The following is an 18,391-nucleotide window of genomic DNA, read 5'->3' as shown; positions in this document are numbered from 1 at the left end:
TCACCGAATTCCAGCTCCCCCCATGTCCGCGAAGGGCTGGTTCTTCGATAGCTAAAGAATTCCACCGGGGCAGAAATGCAACAATGCGTAGCCGTACCCGACTTTTGTGGGGGGGCACTTAGTGGGCCCCTCAAAAAGGTACTCGCTCAGAAAGTTCCAAGGCTTCGTAACTACTTGGATTGATAAGCTGGCTTGGCTTTGTTATCGGAAAAACAATGAGCAGAACAGTGGCCGCAATACGTCAGGAGGCGAACAAGACCATCCCCAGGGCAGCAGCCAGCATGGACGGCCCAAAGGCCACCTCTGATGATTTTTCGGTGCGCCTAAGCGAAATCAAGATGGCGGAGAAAATACCGCCCAGCACGAAGCCCAGGGCTCCGCCGTAGAACAGCTGGCTCCAGCCCAAGTAGCCCAGGTAGAGGCCGACCGGAGCAGCAAGCTTCACATCGCCCATTCCTATGCCGCTGGGCGAGACAATCGCCAAAATCAGGAACACTACGAACAGGATGGCGGCCCCGACGGCCGCACGAAGCAGCTCGGCCCAGCCAGAAGTGGCCGTGCTGCTCACCGTGAGCAGTCCCAGGCCGGCAACCAGCAGGGACAAAACCAGGGGATTGGGCAGCAGATGGTGGGCCAGATCAATCCGGGCCAGCTGCACCGCGAGTACCCCCAGCGCCAGGAATGCCGGGAGAGACCAGTCCATCCCGAACCGCAGCGCGAGGGCGGCGCAGAGAACTCCAGTGAGGGCCGCCGTCGTAATTCTTGTCCTTATGCGCGGGAGCCCGCCGAGGCGGGGGAGCAGGCGTGCGATTACCAGCTCAGTCAGTATGCACAGGAGAGTTCCGAGCAGGCCGGCGGCAAGCACAAGCAGCGGTCCGGCGCCGGTGGCACCACTCATAATGGACACAGAGACTCCCTGGCTGGTACGGCCCGGCGCAGGCCAAGGCGCGTTGCACCCCGAGACCGGATACCCCATTTTGACCCTGACGCCCGGTTCACGCTATTCTTGGTAGTCGTTGTGCGTGTCCTTTTCCGATGATGCGTGCCCGCTGAGAATCCGGTTGCAGGATAACTACTCCTCGGGCATATTCGGGACTCCTGGACCACTGGATTCATAGAGCCCTCACCTCTGTTCCGGTAGCGCATAGATAGTAGGTGCACCTTAGAGTGACGCCTAAAACAAGAACGCCAGAACAAGAACGAGGCAAACACCGTGCGTACGTACACCCCGAAGCCCGGCGATATCAACCGCCAGTGGCACGTCATTGACGCCACCGACGTTGTCCTTGGTCGTCTCGCCAGCCAGACCGCAATCCTGCTGCGCGGCAAGCACAAGGCCACCTTTGCGTCCCACATGGACATGGGCGATTTCGTCATTATCATCAACGCTGAAAAGGTAGCCCTCACCGGCGCCAAGCTGGAGCAGAAGCGCGCATACCGCCACTCCGGCTACCCGGGCGGCCTGACCTCCGTCAACTACGCGGAGCTGCTGGAATCCAACCCGGTCCGCGCCGTGGAGAAGGCCATCAAGGGCATGCTCCCGAAGAACTCCCTCGCTGCACAGCAGCTGGGCAAGCTGAAGGTGTACCGCGGTGCTGAGCACCCGCACGCCGCCCAGCAGCCCAAGACTTTCGAAATCACCCAGGTCGCCCAGTAGTCCTGGCCACCAACCAACTTATCTATACAAGGAGAACCGTGGCTCAGAACGAAGAGACCACCGAAGCCGTTGTGGCAGAGGAAAACCCGACCAGCTACACCTCGGAAAGCGGTCCTGCAGAAGCAGAAGCGCCGAAGAAGGAACGCCCGGCACTGACCGTCGCCGGCGCAGCAGTTGGCCGTCGCAAGGAAGCCGTCGCACGCGTTCGCATCGTGCCCGGCACCGGCAAGTGGATCATCAACGGCCGCGAACTGGCCAACTACTTCCCGAACAAGCTGCACCAGCAGGACGTCAACGAGCCCTTCAAGATCCTCGATCTTGACGGCGCCTACGACGTCATTGCCCGCATCCACGGTGGCGGCATTTCCGGCCAGGCCGGCGCCCTGCGCCTCGGCATCGCCCGTTCACTGAACGAGATCGACACCGAGAACAACCGCGCCACCCTGAAGAAGGCCGGTTACCTGCGCCGTGACGCCCGCGTCATCGAGCGTAAGAAGGCCGGTCTCAAGAAGGCCCGCAAGGCTCAGCAGTACTCCAAGCGCTAATCCCGCTTCCGAAGCGCTGCCGCTTCACAGAAGCCCGTCCCGCCGTTCGGCGGGGCGGGCTTCTGCCGTTAAGCCTTTATGACCTGGCGGGATGCCCTCTTGAGCAGGCCAAACGTCCCCGGACGCCCGGCGGTCCCCTTGCCGAGGGCCGCCCGAGGCAGGGGCGGGGACCTGCATCGTCTAAACTTGACCCGATGTCTACATTATTTGGAACAGACGGTGTCCGTGGCCTGGCGAACGGCCTGCTGACTGCCGAGCTCGCACTGCAGCTGGCCCAGGCCGCCGCCGTCGTGCTTGGCCATGAACGCACCAGCGAGGGTGCGCGGCCGCGCGCCGTGGTGGCGAGGGACCCCCGCGCCAGCGGTGAGTTCATTGCCGCGGCCGTGGAGGCAGGGCTTTCCAGCTCCGGAATCGACGTCTACGACGCCGGCGTACTTCCCACTCCCGCAGCCGCCTACCTCGTGGCGGACCTGAACGCGGACTTCGGCGTGATGATTTCCGCCTCGCACAACCCAGCGCCTGACAACGGGATCAAGTTCTTCGCCCGCGGCGGCCAGAAACTCCCCGACGAGGTGGAGGACGCCATCGAGGAACAGATGGGCAAGGAGCCCTTCCGGCCTGTCGGCGGCGAAGTGGGCCGCATCCAGCGCTTCTCCGACGCCGAGGACCGCTACATCGTGCACCTGCTGGGCACCCTTCCGCACAACCTCGACGGCCTGAAGGTGGTCCTGGACTGCGCCCACGGTGCCGCCAGCGGCTGTTCCCCTCAGGTGTTTAAGGATGCCGGAGCCGATGTTGTGGTCATCGGAGCCGAGCCGGACGGCCTGAACATCAACGAGGGCGTGGGCTCCACGCACCTGGGCCCGCTCAAGGCCGCGGTGGTGGCGCACGGAGCAGACCTGGGCATCGCCCATGACGGCGACGCCGACCGCTGCCTCGCCGTGGACCACGAGGGCAACGAGGTGGACGGCGACCAGATCATGGCCATCATCGCCATCGCGCTCAAGGCCGCCGGCAAGCTCACGGACAACGTCCTGGTTGCCACCGTGATGAGCAACCTCGGACTGAAGATCGCCCTGCGCAACGCCGGCATCGAGGTCCGCGAGACCGGGGTGGGCGACCGTTACGTCCTTGAGGAAATGCGCGACGGCGGTTTCAACCTCGGCGGCGAACAGTCCGGCCACGTGATCCTCGCCGACTACGCCACTACCGGCGACGGCGTCCTGACCGGCCTGCAGCTCGCAGCGCAGGTGGCCCTCACCGGCCGCCCGCTGAAAGAGCTCGCCACCGTCATGACCAAGCTACCGCAGGTCCTCATCAACGTGAAGGGCGTGGACCGCAGCCGGGTCAGCGGCGACGAAGCCCTCGCAGCCGCCGTCAAGCTGGCCGAAGCCGAGCTCGGCGACACCGGGCGTGTGCTGCTCCGCCCTTCCGGCACCGAACCCGTGGTCCGCGTCATGGTGGAAGCCGGCACCCAGGAGACCGCCCAGGTCATCGCCGAGCGACTGGCCCAGGTGGTCAAGCGCGAGCTGGCGCTGGATCCCGTCCCGACTGAGCTCGTCCGGTAGGGCAGCTCCCGCAGCACCGAGAATTAAGAAAGCGGTCCGCCTCCCTCTCGGGAGGCGGACCGCTTTTGTTTCCTTGGATTGCTCGCCGGGGCGATTACCGGGTGGGCTGTTTGCGCAGCTCGTCCCGGATTTCCTTCAGCAAAGCGATCTGGGGATCCTCGGCTGCTTCCTTCTTCACTTCCTGTCCAATGCCCAGCTTGCGGTTCCGGTGCTCGATCAGCCGGTTCATCGGCAGGATGATGACGAAGTAGATCGCGGCCGAAACCAGCAGGAAGTTGACCACAGCGGTAAGCAGGACGCCGATCCGGACGTCGCCGAAGGCCAGGAAATCATCAAAGTTGGGCTGTCCGACGAGCAGCGAGATCAGGGGCATCATGACGCTCTTGACCAGCGCGTCCACCACGGAGCTGAACGCTGCGCCGATGACCACGGCCACGGCCAGGTCAATGACATTGCCTTTGAGAATGAACTTTTTGAATCCGGTAAGCATGGGTCCAAACTATCGCACCGGCCGTCGCCGGCGGGCAGCGGTTACGGGGCCGGCGGGCAGCGGTTACGGGTAACCCGGTGCGGCTTCGAGCCCGAAGTACTCCTCGAGGGTGGCGATTCCGCGCTTCCGCATGTCGTTGGCCGCCTCGACGCCGACATATCTTAAGTGCCACGACTCGTAGTAGTACCCCGTAATCGGATGCAGCATCCACGGGTACCGCACCACGAAGCCGAACCGGTACGCGTTGGCCTTGGCCCACACAGCGGCCGGCTGTTCGGCGAAGCAGGGCTGGAAACTGCACGCGCCGCCGCCGTCGCCGATGTCGAACGCCCAGCCCGTCTGGTGCTCGGAATGCCCGGGCCGCGCCGAGGCGGTGTCGGCCGCGGCCTGCCCCCGCGCGCTGACGTAGCCGTTGTAGGTGGCTGTCTGCGTGGCGTAGGACCGGTAGCCGCTGGCCAGCGTCATGGTCACGCCGTCCGCCGCCGCTGCCGCGAACATCTTTTCCGCGGCGGCCGCCGTGGTGCGGTTCAGCAGCGCTGCCTCGCCGGAAACGGCAAGGGCAACGCTCGGCTGGACAAGATCCCGCGGAACAAAGTTGGCCGGCTTCAGCGGGCGCCGCTTGTTGACCACCACCCAGGGGCTGGTTGGGTCGGTCAGTGAGTGCTGCTTGGGCAGCCGGGAGGCGGCCGACGGCGGCGCCGGCGCTGCCGCGGGGGCGGTGGCTGCCGACGGCGGTGCTGACGCGGACGCAGCGGCTGAACCGCTGGAAGCAGCGGTGGCAGAGGGCGACGCGGTGGCGGAAGCCCGCGCCGAGGAGCTGCCGGCAGAAGCGCCGGGAGACCCGGACGCTGACGGGGGTGCCGGCGTCGTACTTCCCGTAGCGGAAGGTGCCGCGGCAGGACCTGCGGGTGTGCAGGCCGCCAGCGCGGACAGGCCGGCGCCGGCGAGGAGGAGTCGGGTGACAATGCGGCGGCCCGGCGCAGCCGCTTCAGGGGCCGCGGCTTCCTGTGTCCCCGCGTCCTGTGCCGCCTGGCCCGGCGTGGGGGAGCAGTCGTAGCACACCTGTGCTAGACCTTCCTCAGCAGCATGCGGCGGATGGAGTGGTCGGCTTCCTTGGTGAGCACTAGCTGGGCCCGTCCCCTCGTGGGCAGCACATTCTCTTCAAGGTTCGGCTCGTTGATCCGCTTCCAGATTTCGCGGGCCGTGGTCTCGGCCTCGGAATCGGAGAGGGTGGCGTAGCGGTGGAAGTATGACTCCGGCTGGGCGAACGCGGTGGAGCGCAGCTTCCGGAACCGGTCCACATACCATTCCTCGATGTAGGAGGTCTTGGCATCCACGTAGATGGAGAAGTCGAAGAAGTCGCTCAGTGCCAGTCCCTGCCGGCCGTCATGCCGGGGACGCGCGGGCGCCAGGACGTTCAGGCCTTCAACGATGAGGACGTCCGGGCGGCGGACCACCACTTCCTTGCCGGGCACGATGTCGTAGGTGACGTGTGAGTACCAGGGAGCCCGGACTTCCTCGGCGCCGCCCTTGATCTCACTCACGAAACGCAGCAGCGCCCTGCGGTCGTAGGACTCCGGAAAGCCCTTGCGCTCGAGCAACTGGCGGCGCTTGAGTTCGGCGAGCGGGTACAGGAACCCGTCGGTGGTGATCAGCTCAACGTTGGGGGTGCCCGGCCAGCGCCGCAGCATTTCCCGGAGCACACGGGCGATGGTGGACTTGCCCACGGCCACCGAACCGGCGACACCAATGACGAACGGGGTCCGCTGGGTCTGCTCCCCCAGGAACGTTGTGGTGGCCGCGTGCAGCTGGCCTGCCGCCTCCACATACAGGTGCAACAGCCGGGACAGCGGCAGGTAGACCTCCCGGACCTCCTTCATGTCCAGGGGGTCACCGAGCCCACGAAGGCGCAGCACATCCTCTTCGTTAAGGGGCTGTTCCATCTGGGCTGCGAGCCGGGACCAGGTCTGCCGGTCCAGCTCCACGAACGGCGAGACACCCTCCCCGTTCGCTTCATTGCGTTGCGAAGTCACCCTAGAGATTCTGCCCTCCGCGACGCCGAGAGCGAAATGCGTCCGGACGTAAACTGCCTGATGACGGGCCGGTTGGGGCCGCCCGTGTGCTTTGTCGGCGGCCGTTTGGCGCCCTTCCGGCATGCTGCGGCGGAGGTTGTCCGACGTCCGGTCTCCCCAAAGCCGGTTAGGCTTATACCCATGTGTGGAATCGTGGGTTATGTAGGGCGTACGTCGGGCCGGGCTGATGCCGGGCACACTGCGCTGGATGTTGTTCTTGAGGGTCTGCGCCGCCTGGAGTACCGGGGCTATGACTCGGCGGGCGTCGCCGTGGTTGCCGGCGGGGAGATTTCCTCGCGGAAGAAGTCCGGGAAGCTGAGCAATCTGCTCGCTGAACTGGAGGCGCGGCCTCTGCCGGAGTCGATGACCGGGATCGGTCACACGCGCTGGGCCACGCACGGCGGCCCTACGGATCAGAACGCGCACCCGCACCTGTCTGATGGCGGGAAGCTGGCGCTGATCCACAACGGCATCATTGAAAACTTCGCGGAGCTCAAGCTTGAGCTCGTGGCCAAGGGTGTGGAGTTCGCTTCCGAGACCGACACCGAGGTGGCCGCGGCGCTGCTGGGCGACATCTTCCGCAACAAGCTCGGCGGCGACGTCTCCGACGGCGGCCTGACCAAGGCCATGGAGCTGGCCTGCCAGCGCCTCGATGGTGCGTTCACGCTGCTGGCAGTGCACGCGGACCAGCCCGAGGTGGTGGTCGCGGCCCGCCGCAACTCACCGCTCGTGGTTGGCCTGGGCGAGGGCGAGAACTTCCTGGGCTCGGACGTGTCCGGGTTCATCGACTACACCCGCCGGGCGGTGGAGCTCGGCCAGGACCAGATCGTGACGATCACCGCGGATTCCGTGGTGATCACCGACTTCTTCGGCGCGCCCGCGGAGGGCAAGGAATACCACGTGGACTGGGACCCGGAATCGGCGGAAAAGGGCGGCTTCCCGTCCTTCATGGAGAAGGAAATCCATGACCAGCCCGACGCCGTGGCCCAGACCCTGCTGGGACGGTCGGACATTCACGGGAAGCTGACGCTGGATGAGCTGCGGATCGACCCGGCGCTGCTCAAGAGCGTGGACAAGATCATCGTGCTGGCCTGCGGGACGTCCGCGTACGCCGGGCAGGTCGCGAAGTACGCGATCGAGCACTGGTGCCGGATCCCCACCGAGGTGGAGCTCTCCCATGAGTTCCGTTACCGCGACCCGATCGTGGACGCGAACACCCTGATCGTGTCGATCTCCCAGTCCGGGGAGACCATGGACACGCTGATGGCGGTCCGCTACGCGAAGGAACAGGGCGCGAAGACCCTGTCGATCTGCAACACCAACGGTTCCACGATCCCGCGTGAGTCTGACGCCGTGCTGTACACGCACGCCGGGCCGGAGATCGCGGTGGCGTCCACGAAGGCGTTCCTGGCTCAGATCACGGCCGCCTACCTGCTGGGCCTGTATTTGGCACAGCTGCGCGGGAACAAGTTCCAGGGCGAGATCAAGGACATCCTGGCCGACCTGGGCAAGATCCCGGCCAAGATCCAGCGGATCCTGGACAACGAGGGCCAGATCAAGGAACTCGGCCGGGCCATGGCGGACGCGAAGTCCGTGCTGTTCCTGGGCCGGCACGTCGGGTTCCCGGTGGCCATGGAAGGCGCCCTCAAGCTCAAGGAGCTCGCCTACATCCACGCCGAGGGTTTCGCCGCCGGTGAGCTCAAGCACGGCCCGATCGCGCTGATCGAGGAAGGTCAGCCGGTGTTCGTGGTGGTCCCGTCCCCGCGCGGGCGCGACTCGCTGCACTCCAAGGTGGTTTCAAACATCCAGGAAGTCCGGGCCCGCGGCGCGAAGACCATTGTCATCGCCGAGGAAGGCGACGAGGCCGTGAAGGCCTACGCCGAGCACGTCTTCTACATCCCGGAGACCCCCACCCTCCTGGCGCCCCTGCTGGCCACCGTGCCGCTGCAGATCTTCGCCCTCGAACTCGCCACGGCCAAGGGATACGACGTGGACCAGCCACGCAACCTGGCCAAGAGCGTCACCGTAGAGTAAGCCCATGATTGTTGGCATCGGCGTAGACGTCGTGGACATTGAGCGCTTCGGCCGTCAGCTGGAGCGCACCCCCGGGCTGCGCGACCGGCTGTTCGTTCCGGCCGAGCGCGAGCTGAACACCCGCTCCCTGGCTGCCAGGTTTGCCGCCAAGGAAGCCGTGGCCAAGGTCCTCGGGGCCCCGGCCGGCATGAACTGGCAGGACTGCTGGATCGGGCTGGACCAGAACGGCCCAACAATCCAGGTCAAGGGCACCGTGCTGGCCGTGGCGGAGGCTAAGGGCGTCAAGCGCTGGCACCTGTCCATGAGCCACGACGGCGGCATCGCCACTGCCACTGTCCTGGCCGAGGGCTGATACCGGACGGATTGGACTGAATGATCAGCGCCTATACCGGAACCCAGATACGAGAGGCTGAAAAGCCTTTACTGGATTCAGGAATGGGCGCTGTTCTCATGCAGCGGGCAGCCCACGGCCTTGCCAATGCGGTCATCGGGGAGCTGCGCTCCGGGGGCCGCCGGCTCTACGGTTCCAGCGTTGTGGTGTTGGCCGGCAAGGGGAACAACGGCGGCGACGGCCTTTTCGCGGCCGCGGGCCTTGCCGGACGGGGCATGCGGACGACGGCGGTCCTCGCCTCGGGCAGCGCCCATCCCGAAGCGCTGGCGGCCTTCGAGCGGGCCGGTGGCCGGGTCCGGCACCTGACCGACGCCAACCTCGGCGAGCTGGCAGCGGAAACCGGCAGGGCCGACGTCGTGATTGACGCCCTGCTGGGAACGGGCGCGCAGGGCGGGCTCCGCGGAGCCTCCGCCGGGCTCGTATCCCTGCTTGCCGCCGGTCCGCATGGCCTGGTGGTGGCCTGCGACGTGCCGAGCGGCGTGAACTCCGATACCGGGGAAGCGGCGGAACCGGTGCTCCCGGCCGATCTCACCGTCACGTTCGGCGGCGCCAAGGCCGGCCTGCTGGCGGACCCGGGCGCCGACTTTGCCGGGACTGTCCGAGTGATCCCGATCGGGATCGAGGAAGGGCTTCCCTGGCCGGCGCTGCGGCGCCTGGAAGCTTCCGATCTGGCCGCGCTCCTGCCCAAACCCGGTCGCCGCTCACACAAGTATTCCCGGGGCGTCCTCGGGGTGGTTGCCGGGTCCCCGGCGTATCCGGGCGCCGCCGTGCTCGCCTGCCGCGGGGCCCTCGCCGCCGGGGCCGGCATGGTCCGGTATGTCGGCCCGCCCGACGTCGCCGACCTCATCCGGCACACCTGCCCCGAGGTGGTGTGCAGCTCCGGGACCGTGGCCGAAACCCACGTCCAGGCGTGGCTCGTGGGTTCAGGCATGGACGGCTCGGATGACGAGCAGATGCAGCGGGTCCGTGACGCCGCGGATTCAGGCCTGCCTACCGTGGCGGACGCCGGAGCGCTGCCCGCACTGCCTGACGTCCTCGCGCCGCAGGTGGTGCTCACCCCGCACGCCGGCGAGCTGGCAACGCTGCTGACGCGCCTCGGAGCCGGCCTGGACCGCGCCGCCGTGGAGGCCTCGACGCTCGCAGCGGCCCGCCAGGCCGCAGGTCTCACCGAGGCCACCGTGCTGCTGAAAGGCGCCACAACGCTGGTGGCATCGCCGTACCAGGACTTCTACAGCCAGGCCGACGGTACGCCGTGGCTGGCAACGGCCGGCAGCGGCGACGTGCTGGCCGGGGTTATCGGTGCGCTGCTCGCCCAGGTGGGGTCCGACGTCGGCCGTTTCAGGGAACTTGGCATCGACCCGGACGAGCGGTGGGCGGCGATCGCCGCCATGGGAGCCAGCCTGCACGGCCGCGCCGGAGCCGCCGCATCGGACGGCGCGCCGCTGACCTCGGGGCGGATTGCCGACGCCCTCCCCGGAATCTGGGATAAAGTCAGCACGCTTAGTAATCAGCCGGCCGGTAATCGTAATAGTCACACCTACCGGCTACGGTAAGACCTAGTTCCCGGCGGTGACGCACGACATACCGGCCGGACACAAGTGTTGGACAACGTAATAGGAGCACGAATGGAAATCTGGCCCGGAACGGCGTACCCCCTTGGCGCCACCTTCGACGGAACCGGAACCAACTTCGCATTGTTCAGCGAAAGGGCAGAGAAAGTCGAGCTGTGCCTCTTCGAGGAGGACGGCACTGAAACCCGCGTAGAGGTCGGGGAAGTGGACGGGTATGTGTGGCACTGCTACCTGCCGCAGGTCCAGCCCGGCCAGAAATACGGCTTCCGCGTCCACGGCCCTTATGACCCGGACTCAGGCAACCGCTTCAACCCGAACAAGCTCCTCCTGGACCCGTACGCCAAGGCAGTGCACGGCCAGATCGATTGGGATCCCGCCCTGTTCTCGTACAACATGGGCGACCCCGACTCCCGCAATGACAAGGACTCGGCGCCCCACATGATGATGGGCGTGGTCATCAACCCGTTCTTCGACTGGGACGGCGACCACCTCCCGCGGATCCCGTACCACCAGTCCGTGATCTACGAAGCCCATGTCAAGGGCCTCACGCAGCTCCACCCCGAGATCCCCGAGGAGCAGCGCGGCACCTACGCCGGCGTGGCCCACCCCTCGGTCATCTCCCACCTGCAGAAGCTCGGCATCACCGCCATCGAGCTCATGCCGGTGCACCAGTTCGTCAACGACGGCATCCTTGAGGACAAGGGGCTGAACAACTACTGGGGCTACAACACCATCGGGTTCTTCGCCCCGCACAACAGTTACAGCTCCACCGGCGACACCGGCCAGCAGGTGCAGGACTTTAAGGCGATGGTCCGCTCGCTCCACCGCGCCGGCATCGAAGTCATCCTCGACGTGGTCTACAACCACACCGCAGAGGGCAACCACCTCGGGCCCACGCTGTCCTTCAAGGGCATCGACAACGCCGCCTATTACCGTCTGATGGACGGCGATGAAAAGCACTACATGGACTACACCGGCACCGGCAACTCGCTGAACGTCCGCCAGCCGCACTCCCTGCAGCTGCTCATGGACTCCCTGCGTTACTGGGTGACCGAGATGCACGTGGACGGGTTCCGCTTCGACCTCGCGTCCACGCTGGCCCGCGAGTTCTACGACGTCGACAAACTGTCCACCTTCTTCGAACTCATCCAGCAGGACCCCGTTGTCTCGCAGGTGAAGCTCATCGCGGAGCCGTGGGACGTCGGCCCCGGCGGCTACCAGGTGGGCAACTTCCCGCCGCAGTGGACGGAATGGAACGGAAAGTACCGCGACACCGTCCGTGACTTCTGGCGCGGCGAGCCAGCCACCTTGGGCGAATTCGCCTCGCGCATCACCGGATCCGCAGACCTCTACGAGCACTCCGGCCGCCGCCCCGTCGCCTCCATCAACTTCGTCACCGCCCACGACGGCTTCACCCTCGCGGACCTGGTCTCCTACAACGAGAAGCACAACGACGCCAACGGCGAAGGCAACAACGACGGCGAATCGCACAACCGGTCCTGGAACTGCGGAGCCGAAGGCCCCACGGAGGACGCGAAGGTGCTGGGACTGCGCGCCCGGCAGCAGCGGAACTTCATCGCCTCGCTGCTGCTCTCGCAGGGCGTGCCCATGCTCCTGCACGGCGACGAACTGGGCCGCACCCAGCGCGGAAACAACAACGGCTACTGCCAGGACTCCGAACTGACCTGGATCAACTGGGACAACGTGGACCAGCCGCTGATCGAGTTCACGGCCGCCGTAAACTCGCTGCGGGCCAAGCACCCCACGTTCAGGCGCAGCCGGTTCTTCGACGGCCGGCCCGTCCGGCGCGGTGAAGGCGAACGTCTGCCGGACATCGAATGGCTGGACCCGGACGGCAACACCATGCAGCCGGAGGACTGGGACAGCGGGTTCGGGCGGTCCGTAGGCGTTTTCCTCAACGGTGACGGCATCCAGGGCAAGGACAACCGCGGGCGCCGCATCACGGATGTCAACTTCGTGCTGTACTTCAACGCGCACGACGGCGACGTCGTGTTCAGACTCCCGTCGGATGAATACGCCCCGGCCTGGGACGTCATCATCGACACCGCCGGCGCGGGTGCCGATTCCGAACCCGTGCAGGCTGGCGGCAAGCTCAACGTCGCAGCGAAATCGCTCGTGGTGCTGCGTGCCCACAGCGCGCCGGAGGAGGAACCGGACCACTCGGTGGCCGCCTCCCTTGCGGCGCTGACGCAGACGGCGACGACCGAGACTGCGGCACTCACGGCACCCACCTTTCCGGAACCGAAGAAGACCAAGAAAGCCTGGGCCAATCCTGAAGAGACTCCGGATGAGAAGCCGGAAGAGACTCCTGTTGACGAGCCGGACGTGACTCCTGTTGAGGAGACTCCTGAACAGAAGCCGGCAGATCCTGAACAGAAGCCGGCGGAGGCTCCTGTACAGAAGCCGGCAACCAAGCGGAGCCGCAAGCCGGCGGGCAAGCAGGGCGGGACGCGCTCATGAGGACGCCCGTCTCCACCTACCGGCTGCAGATCCGGGAGGGGTTCACGCTGTTTGATGCCGCCGAAACGGTGCCTTACCTGAAGTCGCTCGGCGTGGACTGGGTCTACCTGTCGCCCATCCTGAAGGCGGAGAGCGGTTCCGACCACGGCTATGACGTCACGGATCCGTCCGTGGTGGATCCGGAGCGCGGCGGCCCGGAGGGGCTGGCGGCGGTTTCGAAGGCAGCGCGCGCAGCGGGCATGGGTGTCCTGATCGACATCGTGCCCAACCATGTGGGCGTGGCCTCGCCGGTGCAGAACCCCTGGTGGTGGTCGCTGCTCAAGGAGGGCCGCGGGTCCCGCTATGCCGAGGCGTTCGACGTCGACTGGGACCTGGCCGGGGGCCGAATCCGTATCCCCGTCTTGGGCAGCGATGACGATCTGGACCAGCTCGAGATCAAGGACGGCGAGCTGCGGTACTACGACCACCGCTTCCCGCTGGCCGAGGGCAGCTATGCCGAGGGCGACTCGCCGAGGGACGTCCATGGCCGGCAGCACTACGAACTCATCGGCTGGCGCCGTGCAGACAATGAGCTGAACTACCGTCGGTTTTTCGCGGTAAACACGCTGGCCGGCATTCGCGTCGAGGTGCCGTCCGTCTTTGACGAGGCACATGAGGAAGTGGTGCGCTGGTTCAAAGAGGGTCTTGCGGACGGACTGCGGATCGACCACCCGGACGGCCTCGCCGATCCGGAGGGATACCTCGAACGGCTCCGCAGAGCCACCGGGGGAGCGTACCTGCTCATCGAAAAGATCCTGGAGCCGGGAGAGCAGCTGCCTGCCGGTTTCGAGTGCGAAGGCACCACCGGCTACGACGCCCTCGCCGACGTCGACCGGATCTTCGTCGATCCGCAGGGACGCGAAGCGCTGGACCGGCTCGACGCACAGCTCCGCGGCGGCGAAGCTGCGGATTACCAGGCCATGATCCGCGGCACCAAGCGGCGGATCACCGACGGCATCCTCCACTCGGAGATCCTGCGGCTCGCCAGGCTGGTGCCTGGCGACGCCGGAATCCCGCAGGAGGCGGCAGCGGATGCCATCGCGGAAATCATCGCCGCCTTCCCGGTTTACCGCACGTACCTGCCCGAGGGTGCGGAAGTCCAGAAGGAAGCCTGCGAGCTGGCAGCCCGGTGGCGCCCGGAGCTGGACCAGGCCATTGAGGTTCTGCATCCGCTGCTGCTGGATACCGACCTGGAGCTCTCGCGCCGCTTCCAGCAGACCTCCGGAATGGTCATGGCCAAGGGCGTGGAGGACACCGCGTTCTTCCGGTACAACCGCTTGGGAACCCTCACGGAGGTGGGCGCCGACCCCACCGAGTTCGCGCTCGAACCGGAGGAGTTCCATGCCCGGATGGCCCGCCGCCAGGCGGAGCTTCCGCTGTCCATGACCACGCTCAGCACCCACGACACCAAACGGAGCGAGGACACCCGGGCCCGGATCTCGGTCATCTCCGAGGTGGCGCCTGAATGGGAAAAGGCACTCGACAGGCTGAGCGCCCTGGCGCCGCTGCCTGACGGGCCGCTGTCCGTCCTGCTCTGGCAGGCCGTCGCCGGCGCGTGGCCCGCCGACCGGGAACGCCTCCAGTCGTACGCCCTCAAGGCCGCACGCGAAGCCGGGAACTCGACCAACTGGACCGATCCCGATCCCGCGTTCGAGGAGAAACTGGCGGCCGCCGTAGACTCCGCCTTCGACAATCCGGAGGTCCGCACGGAACTGGAAGCCCTCGTGGCGCTGCTGGAACCGTACGGGGCATCGAACTCACTCTCAGCAAAGCTCGTGCAGCTGACCATGCCGGGGGTACCCGACGTGTATCAGGGAACCGAGTTCTGGGACCGTTCACTGACGGACCCCGATAACCGCCGCCCGTTCAGTTTCGAGGACCGCAAGCAGGCCCTGGAACAGCTGGATGCCGGATCCCGTCCGGAATCATTCCTCGACGAGCGGGCCAAGCTGCTGGTGACGTCCCGTGCCCTGCGGCTGCGCCGCGAACGGCCGGAGCTCTTCGCCGGTTACCGTCCGTTGCAGGCCAGCGGTCCCGCTGTCTCCCACCTGCTGGCGTTCGGCCGCGGGGCCGGCGGGGCTGCAGGCCCGGGAGCACTCACCCTGGCAACCCGGCTTCCCTACGGACTGGAACAGTCGGGCGGCTGGCGGGACACCGCCGTCGAACTTGAAACGGCTATGAAGGACGAACTGACCGGTACCAGCTACGGACCGGGCCCGGCGCCGCTTTCGGAGGTCTTCCGGGCCTACCCGGTGGCATTGCTGGTTCCCGAGACAGGAGCAAAGCCATGACACAGACCAACGTTGCAGCACAGCCCCACCAAGCCGCCAAACCCGTGCGGGGAGCAGAAAGGTTCGACGTCTGGGCGCCGGAGGCGGGCGCCGTCACGCTGCTGGCCGGAGGGGAGCGCTACCCGATGAGCCGCCGGCCCGGCAACGCGCCGGCGGACCAGGGCTGGTGGACGGCCCCGGACGCACCGACCGGCGCCGACGTGGACTACGGGTACCTGCTCGACGGCGACGAAACGCCGCTGCCCGACCCCCGGACCCGCCGCCAGCCCGACGGCGTCCACGCCCTTTCCCGCACTTTCGACCCCAGTGCCCACAGCTGGCAGGAAGCCGCGTGGCAGGGCCGGGAGCTCCAGGGTGCCGTGATCTACGAACTGCACCTGGGAACGTTCACGCCGGAAGGGACGCTCGACGCCGCCGCCGGGAATCTGGACTACCTCGCCGGGCTGGGCATCGACTTTGTGGAACTGCTGCCGGTGAATGCCTTCAATGGCACCCACAACTGGGGTTACGACGGCGTGCAGTGGTTCGCCGTCCACGAGGGCTACGGTGGACCGGCCGCCTACCAGCGGTTCGTGGACGCCGCCCACGCCGCGGGCATCGGCGTCATCCAGGACGTGGTCTACAACCACCTCGGCCCGAGCGGGAACTACCTGCCCAGATTCGGGCCGTACCTCAAGCACGGCGAGGGCAACACATGGGGTGACTCGGTCAATCTTGACGGTCCGGGATCGGACCACGTGCGCAAGTACATCCTGGACAACCTCACCATGTGGCTGCGCGACTACCGGGTGGATGGCCTCCGCCTGGACGCCGTGCACGCCCTCAAGGATGAGCGGGCCGTCCACATCCTGGAGGACTTCGGTGCACTGGCCGACGAACTGTCGGCCGAGGCCGGGCGTCCGCTGACCCTCATCGCCGAATCCGACCTCAACAACCCGCGCCTGCTGTACCCCCGGGACGCCAACGGCTACGGGCTGGCCGGCCAGTGGAGCGATGACTTCCACCACGCCGTCCACGTCAACGTCAGCGGGGAAACCACCGGCTACTACAGCGACTTCGATTCGCTCGGGGCGCTGGCCAAGGTGCTGCAGGACGGGTTCTTCCACGACGGCAGCTACTCCAGCTTCCGGGAACGCCACCACGGCAGGCCCATCGACTTCAGCGCCGTCCTTCCGTCCGCACTGGTGGTTTGCTCACAGAACCATGACCAGATCGGCAACAGGGCCACCGGCGACCGGCTGTCCCAGACACTCCCGTACGGCAGCCTTGCCCTGGCCGCGGTGCTGACCCTGACCGGGCCGTTCACGCCCATGCTGTTCATGGGCGAGGAGTACGGGGCAACCACGCCCTGGCAGTTCTTCACCTCCCATCCGGAGCCGGAGCTTGGCAAAGCCACGGCCGAGGGCCGGATCAAGGAGTTCGAGCGCATGGGGTGGGACCCCGCCGTCGTGCCCGATCCGCAGGATCCAGAAACCTTCACCCGCTCCAAACTGAACTGGGCGGAAGCGTCAGACGGGGAGCACGCCAGGCTGCTGGAGCTGTACCGCTCCCTGATTGCGGTGCGGCGCTCGAGTCCGGATCTCACCAAGTTGGGCTTCGAAGACACAGCAGTGGAGTTCGACGACGACGCCCGCTGGCTGCGGTACCGGCGCGGAGCGGTTCAGGTCCTGCTGAACTTCGGCGATCAGGCCGTCACCCTGGACCGGCCGGGAGCGAGCGTACTGCTGGCCACCGATGATGCCGTCCGCGTCGACGGGGGCAAGGTGGAGCTGCCGGCGCTGAGCGCCGTCGTCCTTAGCGACTGACACAGGCGGCCTTATCGTGCGCCGCGGGCTGATTCTGTCAGCCCGCGGCGTAACAACGGACTTGCGGGCTGTAGCCTGCGTCACAACTGGCAGGATGGATCGTATGACTTATTTGGCAGCGGACAACCGCTACGAAACCATGCCGTACCGCCGCGTCGGACGCAGCGGCCTGAAGCTTCCCGCCGTCTCGCTGGGGCTCTGGCACAACTTCGGTGACGACAAGCGCTTTGACGAGCAGCGCGCCATCCTGCGCCGTGCCTTCGACCTCGGCGTGAACCACTTCGACCTCGCCAACAACTACGGCCCGCCGGACGGATCGGCGGAAACCAACTTCGGCAGGCACCTGCAGGACGACTTCAAGCCCTACCGCGACGAGCTGGTCATCTCCACCAAGGCCGGCTACTACATGTGGCCCGGCCCCTACGGTGAGTGGGGCTCACGCAAGTACCTGCTCTCCAGCCTGGACCAGTCGCTCCAGCGCATGGGCCTGGACTATGTGGACATTTTCTACAGCCACCGCCCGGATCCCGAGACGCCGATGGAGGAAACCATGGGCGCCCTGGACCACGCCGTGCGCTCCGGCAAGGCCCTCTACGCGGGCATCTCCTCCTACACCCCGGAACAGACGCTGGAGGCCGCGCGCATCCTCAAAGAACTCGGCACTCCGCTGCTCATCCACCAGCCCAGCTACTCCATGCTGAACCGGTGGACCGAGGACGGCAGCCCCAACCTGTACGAGGCACTTGAGCAGGTGGGCGCCGGCTCCATCGCCTTCTCGCCGCTCGCCCAGGGCATGCTGACCGACCGCTACCTCCACGGCATACCGGCGGATTCCCGTGCGGCCAAGGACCGGTTCCTGTCCGAATCGGCCATTACCGAGGACAAGCTGGACCGGGTCCGCGGGCTGAACCGGATTGCTTCGGGCCGCGGCCAGACCCTGGCCCAGATGGCCATCGCCTGGATTCTCCGCGACCAGCAGAGGGGCACGCCGGTCACCTCGGCACTGGTCGGAGCGTCCAGCGTCAAACAGCTTGAAGACAGCCTCTCGGCGATCAGCAACCTGGAGTTCAGCTCGGAGGAGCTCACCGCGATCGACGAGTTCGCCGTCGAGTCTGACATCAATCTCTGGGCGCAGAAGGTGTGACGCTCACGCAAATGTAATGAACTGCCCGGGGCCGGCGGGAACAAAGCCGGCCCCGGCGCAGTTGGTTAGACTGTTAGGGCGCCGCGTGGCGCTGTGTCCGTCAGCCGCCGTCGTACAACAGGGTACCGACGCGCAGGGCACTGAAGTTTGTTCTCAAAGGAGTTCCGTGTCTTCAAATCCGATTCGTGTTGCCATTGTCGGCGTGGGTAACTGCGCTGCTTCCCTGGTGCAGGGTGTCCACTACTACCGGGATGCCGACCCCCAGGCAACGATCCCGGGTCTGATGCATGTTGAGTTCGGCAA

Annotated in this window: 14 protein-coding genes and 1 pseudogene; 11 read left to right on the top strand and 4 right to left on the bottom strand. The window is 66.4% G+C overall.

The features are described from left to right. Positions 1–241: 241 nt before the first annotated feature. Complete coding sequence (locus AC1DD3_RS16315) at positions 242–898, bottom strand: prepilin peptidase (protein WP_476882118.1); 657 nt, start codon at positions 896–898, stop codon at positions 242–244. 315 nt (positions 899–1,213) lie between these two features. Between AC1DD3_RS16315 and rplM the strand changes: the two genes are divergently transcribed. The 3 genes from rplM to glmM all read left to right on the top strand — a co-directional run bounded on the left by rplM (position 1,214) and on the right by glmM (position 3,770). Next, complete coding sequence (gene rplM / locus AC1DD3_RS16310) at positions 1,214–1,657, top strand: 50S ribosomal protein L13 (RefSeq protein WP_015937805.1); 444 nt, start codon at positions 1,214–1,216, stop codon at positions 1,655–1,657. 38 nt (positions 1,658–1,695) lie between these two features. Then, a complete protein-coding gene (gene rpsI / locus AC1DD3_RS16305) occupies positions 1,696–2,202 on the top strand; it encodes a 30S ribosomal protein S9 (protein ID WP_230118142.1) in 507 nt (168 codons plus the stop codon). A 194-nt stretch (positions 2,203–2,396) separates the two neighbouring features. Continuing rightward, entirely contained in the window at positions 2,397–3,770 is a 1,374-nt protein-coding gene (glmM, locus tag AC1DD3_RS16300) for a phosphoglucosamine mutase (protein WP_476876047.1), read from the top strand. A 94-nt stretch (positions 3,771–3,864) separates the two neighbouring features. Here glmM and mscL read toward each other — a convergent pair whose 3' ends face one another. From mscL to coaA, 3 genes are all read right to left on the bottom strand, one after another. Beyond that, complete coding sequence (gene mscL, locus AC1DD3_RS16295) at positions 3,865–4,260, bottom strand: large conductance mechanosensitive channel protein MscL (RefSeq protein ID WP_230118144.1); 396 nt, start codon at positions 4,258–4,260, stop codon at positions 3,865–3,867. 63 nt (positions 4,261–4,323) lie between these two features. Beyond that, positions 4,324–5,322: a M15 family metallopeptidase gene (locus tag AC1DD3_RS16290; RefSeq protein WP_476876046.1), complete on the bottom strand. Its 999-nt coding sequence runs from the start codon at positions 5,320–5,322 to the stop codon at positions 4,324–4,326. 5 nt (positions 5,323–5,327) lie between these two features. Further along, positions 5,328–6,293 carry a type I pantothenate kinase gene (gene coaA, locus AC1DD3_RS16285; RefSeq protein WP_230118145.1) on the bottom strand — a complete coding sequence of 322 codons (966 nt, stop codon included), beginning with the start codon at positions 6,291–6,293 and terminating at the stop codon, positions 5,328–5,330. A 180-nt stretch (positions 6,294–6,473) separates the two neighbouring features. On the opposite strand from coaA, the gene glmS reads away from it, so the two are divergent. From glmS to AC1DD3_RS16245, 8 genes and pseudogenes are all read left to right on the top strand, one after another. Then, on the top strand, positions 6,474–8,366 hold the full coding sequence (gene glmS / locus AC1DD3_RS16280; protein WP_476876045.1) for a glutamine--fructose-6-phosphate transaminase (isomerizing): 1,893 nt from the start codon (positions 6,474–6,476) through the stop codon (positions 8,364–8,366). Between the two features lie 4 nt (positions 8,367–8,370). Next, positions 8,371–8,718: a holo-ACP synthase gene (locus AC1DD3_RS16275; RefSeq protein WP_018776647.1), complete on the top strand. Its 348-nt coding sequence runs from the start codon at positions 8,371–8,373 to the stop codon at positions 8,716–8,718. A 20-nt stretch (positions 8,719–8,738) separates the two neighbouring features. Further along, complete coding sequence (locus AC1DD3_RS16270; RefSeq protein WP_476876044.1) at positions 8,739–10,310, top strand: NAD(P)H-hydrate epimerase; 1,572 nt, start codon at positions 8,739–8,741, stop codon at positions 10,308–10,310. 72 nt (positions 10,311–10,382) lie between these two features. After that, positions 10,383–12,809: a glycogen debranching protein GlgX gene (glgX, locus tag AC1DD3_RS16265; RefSeq protein WP_476882093.1), complete on the top strand. Its 2,427-nt coding sequence runs from the start codon at positions 10,383–10,385 to the stop codon at positions 12,807–12,809. Then, a complete protein-coding gene (gene treY / locus AC1DD3_RS16260) occupies positions 12,806–15,139 on the top strand; it encodes a malto-oligosyltrehalose synthase (protein ID WP_476882092.1) in 2,334 nt (777 codons plus the stop codon). Before glgX ends, treY begins: the two co-directional genes overlap by 4 nt. After that, complete coding sequence (gene treZ, locus AC1DD3_RS16255) at positions 15,136–16,944, top strand: malto-oligosyltrehalose trehalohydrolase (RefSeq protein WP_230118150.1); 1,809 nt, start codon at positions 15,136–15,138, stop codon at positions 16,942–16,944. Before treY ends, treZ begins: the two co-directional genes overlap by 4 nt. Before the next feature lie 103 nt (positions 16,945–17,047). Next, positions 17,048–18,088, top strand: coding sequence for an L-glyceraldehyde 3-phosphate reductase (mgrA, locus tag AC1DD3_RS16250; RefSeq protein WP_230118151.1), 1,041 nt, complete (start codon positions 17,048–17,050; stop codon positions 18,086–18,088). A gap of 85 nt (positions 18,089–18,173) precedes the next feature. Next, a pseudogene (locus tag AC1DD3_RS16245) lies at positions 18,174–18,391 on the top strand (inositol-3-phosphate synthase); the annotation flags it as partial.

It is taken from the genome of Arthrobacter sp. 05T444, from assembly GCF_056395905.1.
The sequence above is the reverse complement of the archived record's forward strand: the minus strand, read 5'-3'. Positions and strand labels throughout refer to the sequence as shown.

What these genes read in the sequence shown, in the direction of transcription:
- AC1DD3_RS16315 (WP_476882118.1), bottom strand. Translation starts at nt 898, where the DNA reads ATGAGTGGTGCCACCGGCGCCGGACCGCTGCTTGTGCTTGCCGCCGGC.
- glmM (WP_476876047.1), top strand. Translation starts at nt 2,397, where the DNA reads ATGTCTACATTATTTGGAACAGACGGTGTCCGTGGCCTGGCGAACGGC.
- mscL (WP_230118144.1), bottom strand. Translation starts at nt 4,260, where the DNA reads ATGCTTACCGGATTCAAAAAGTTCATTCTCAAAGGCAATGTCATTGAC.
- glmS (WP_476876045.1), top strand. Translation starts at nt 6,474, where the DNA reads ATGTGTGGAATCGTGGGTTATGTAGGGCGTACGTCGGGCCGGGCTGAT.
- AC1DD3_RS16275 (WP_018776647.1), top strand. Translation starts at nt 8,371, where the DNA reads ATGATTGTTGGCATCGGCGTAGACGTCGTGGACATTGAGCGCTTCGGC.
- AC1DD3_RS16270 (WP_476876044.1), top strand. Translation starts at nt 8,739, where the DNA reads ATGATCAGCGCCTATACCGGAACCCAGATACGAGAGGCTGAAAAGCCT.
- glgX (WP_476882093.1), top strand. Translation starts at nt 10,383, where the DNA reads ATGGAAATCTGGCCCGGAACGGCGTACCCCCTTGGCGCCACCTTCGAC.
- treY (WP_476882092.1), top strand. Translation starts at nt 12,806, where the DNA reads ATGAGGACGCCCGTCTCCACCTACCGGCTGCAGATCCGGGAGGGGTTC.
- treZ (WP_230118150.1), top strand. Translation starts at nt 15,136, where the DNA reads ATGACACAGACCAACGTTGCAGCACAGCCCCACCAAGCCGCCAAACCC.
- mgrA (WP_230118151.1), top strand. Translation starts at nt 17,048, where the DNA reads ATGACTTATTTGGCAGCGGACAACCGCTACGAAACCATGCCGTACCGC.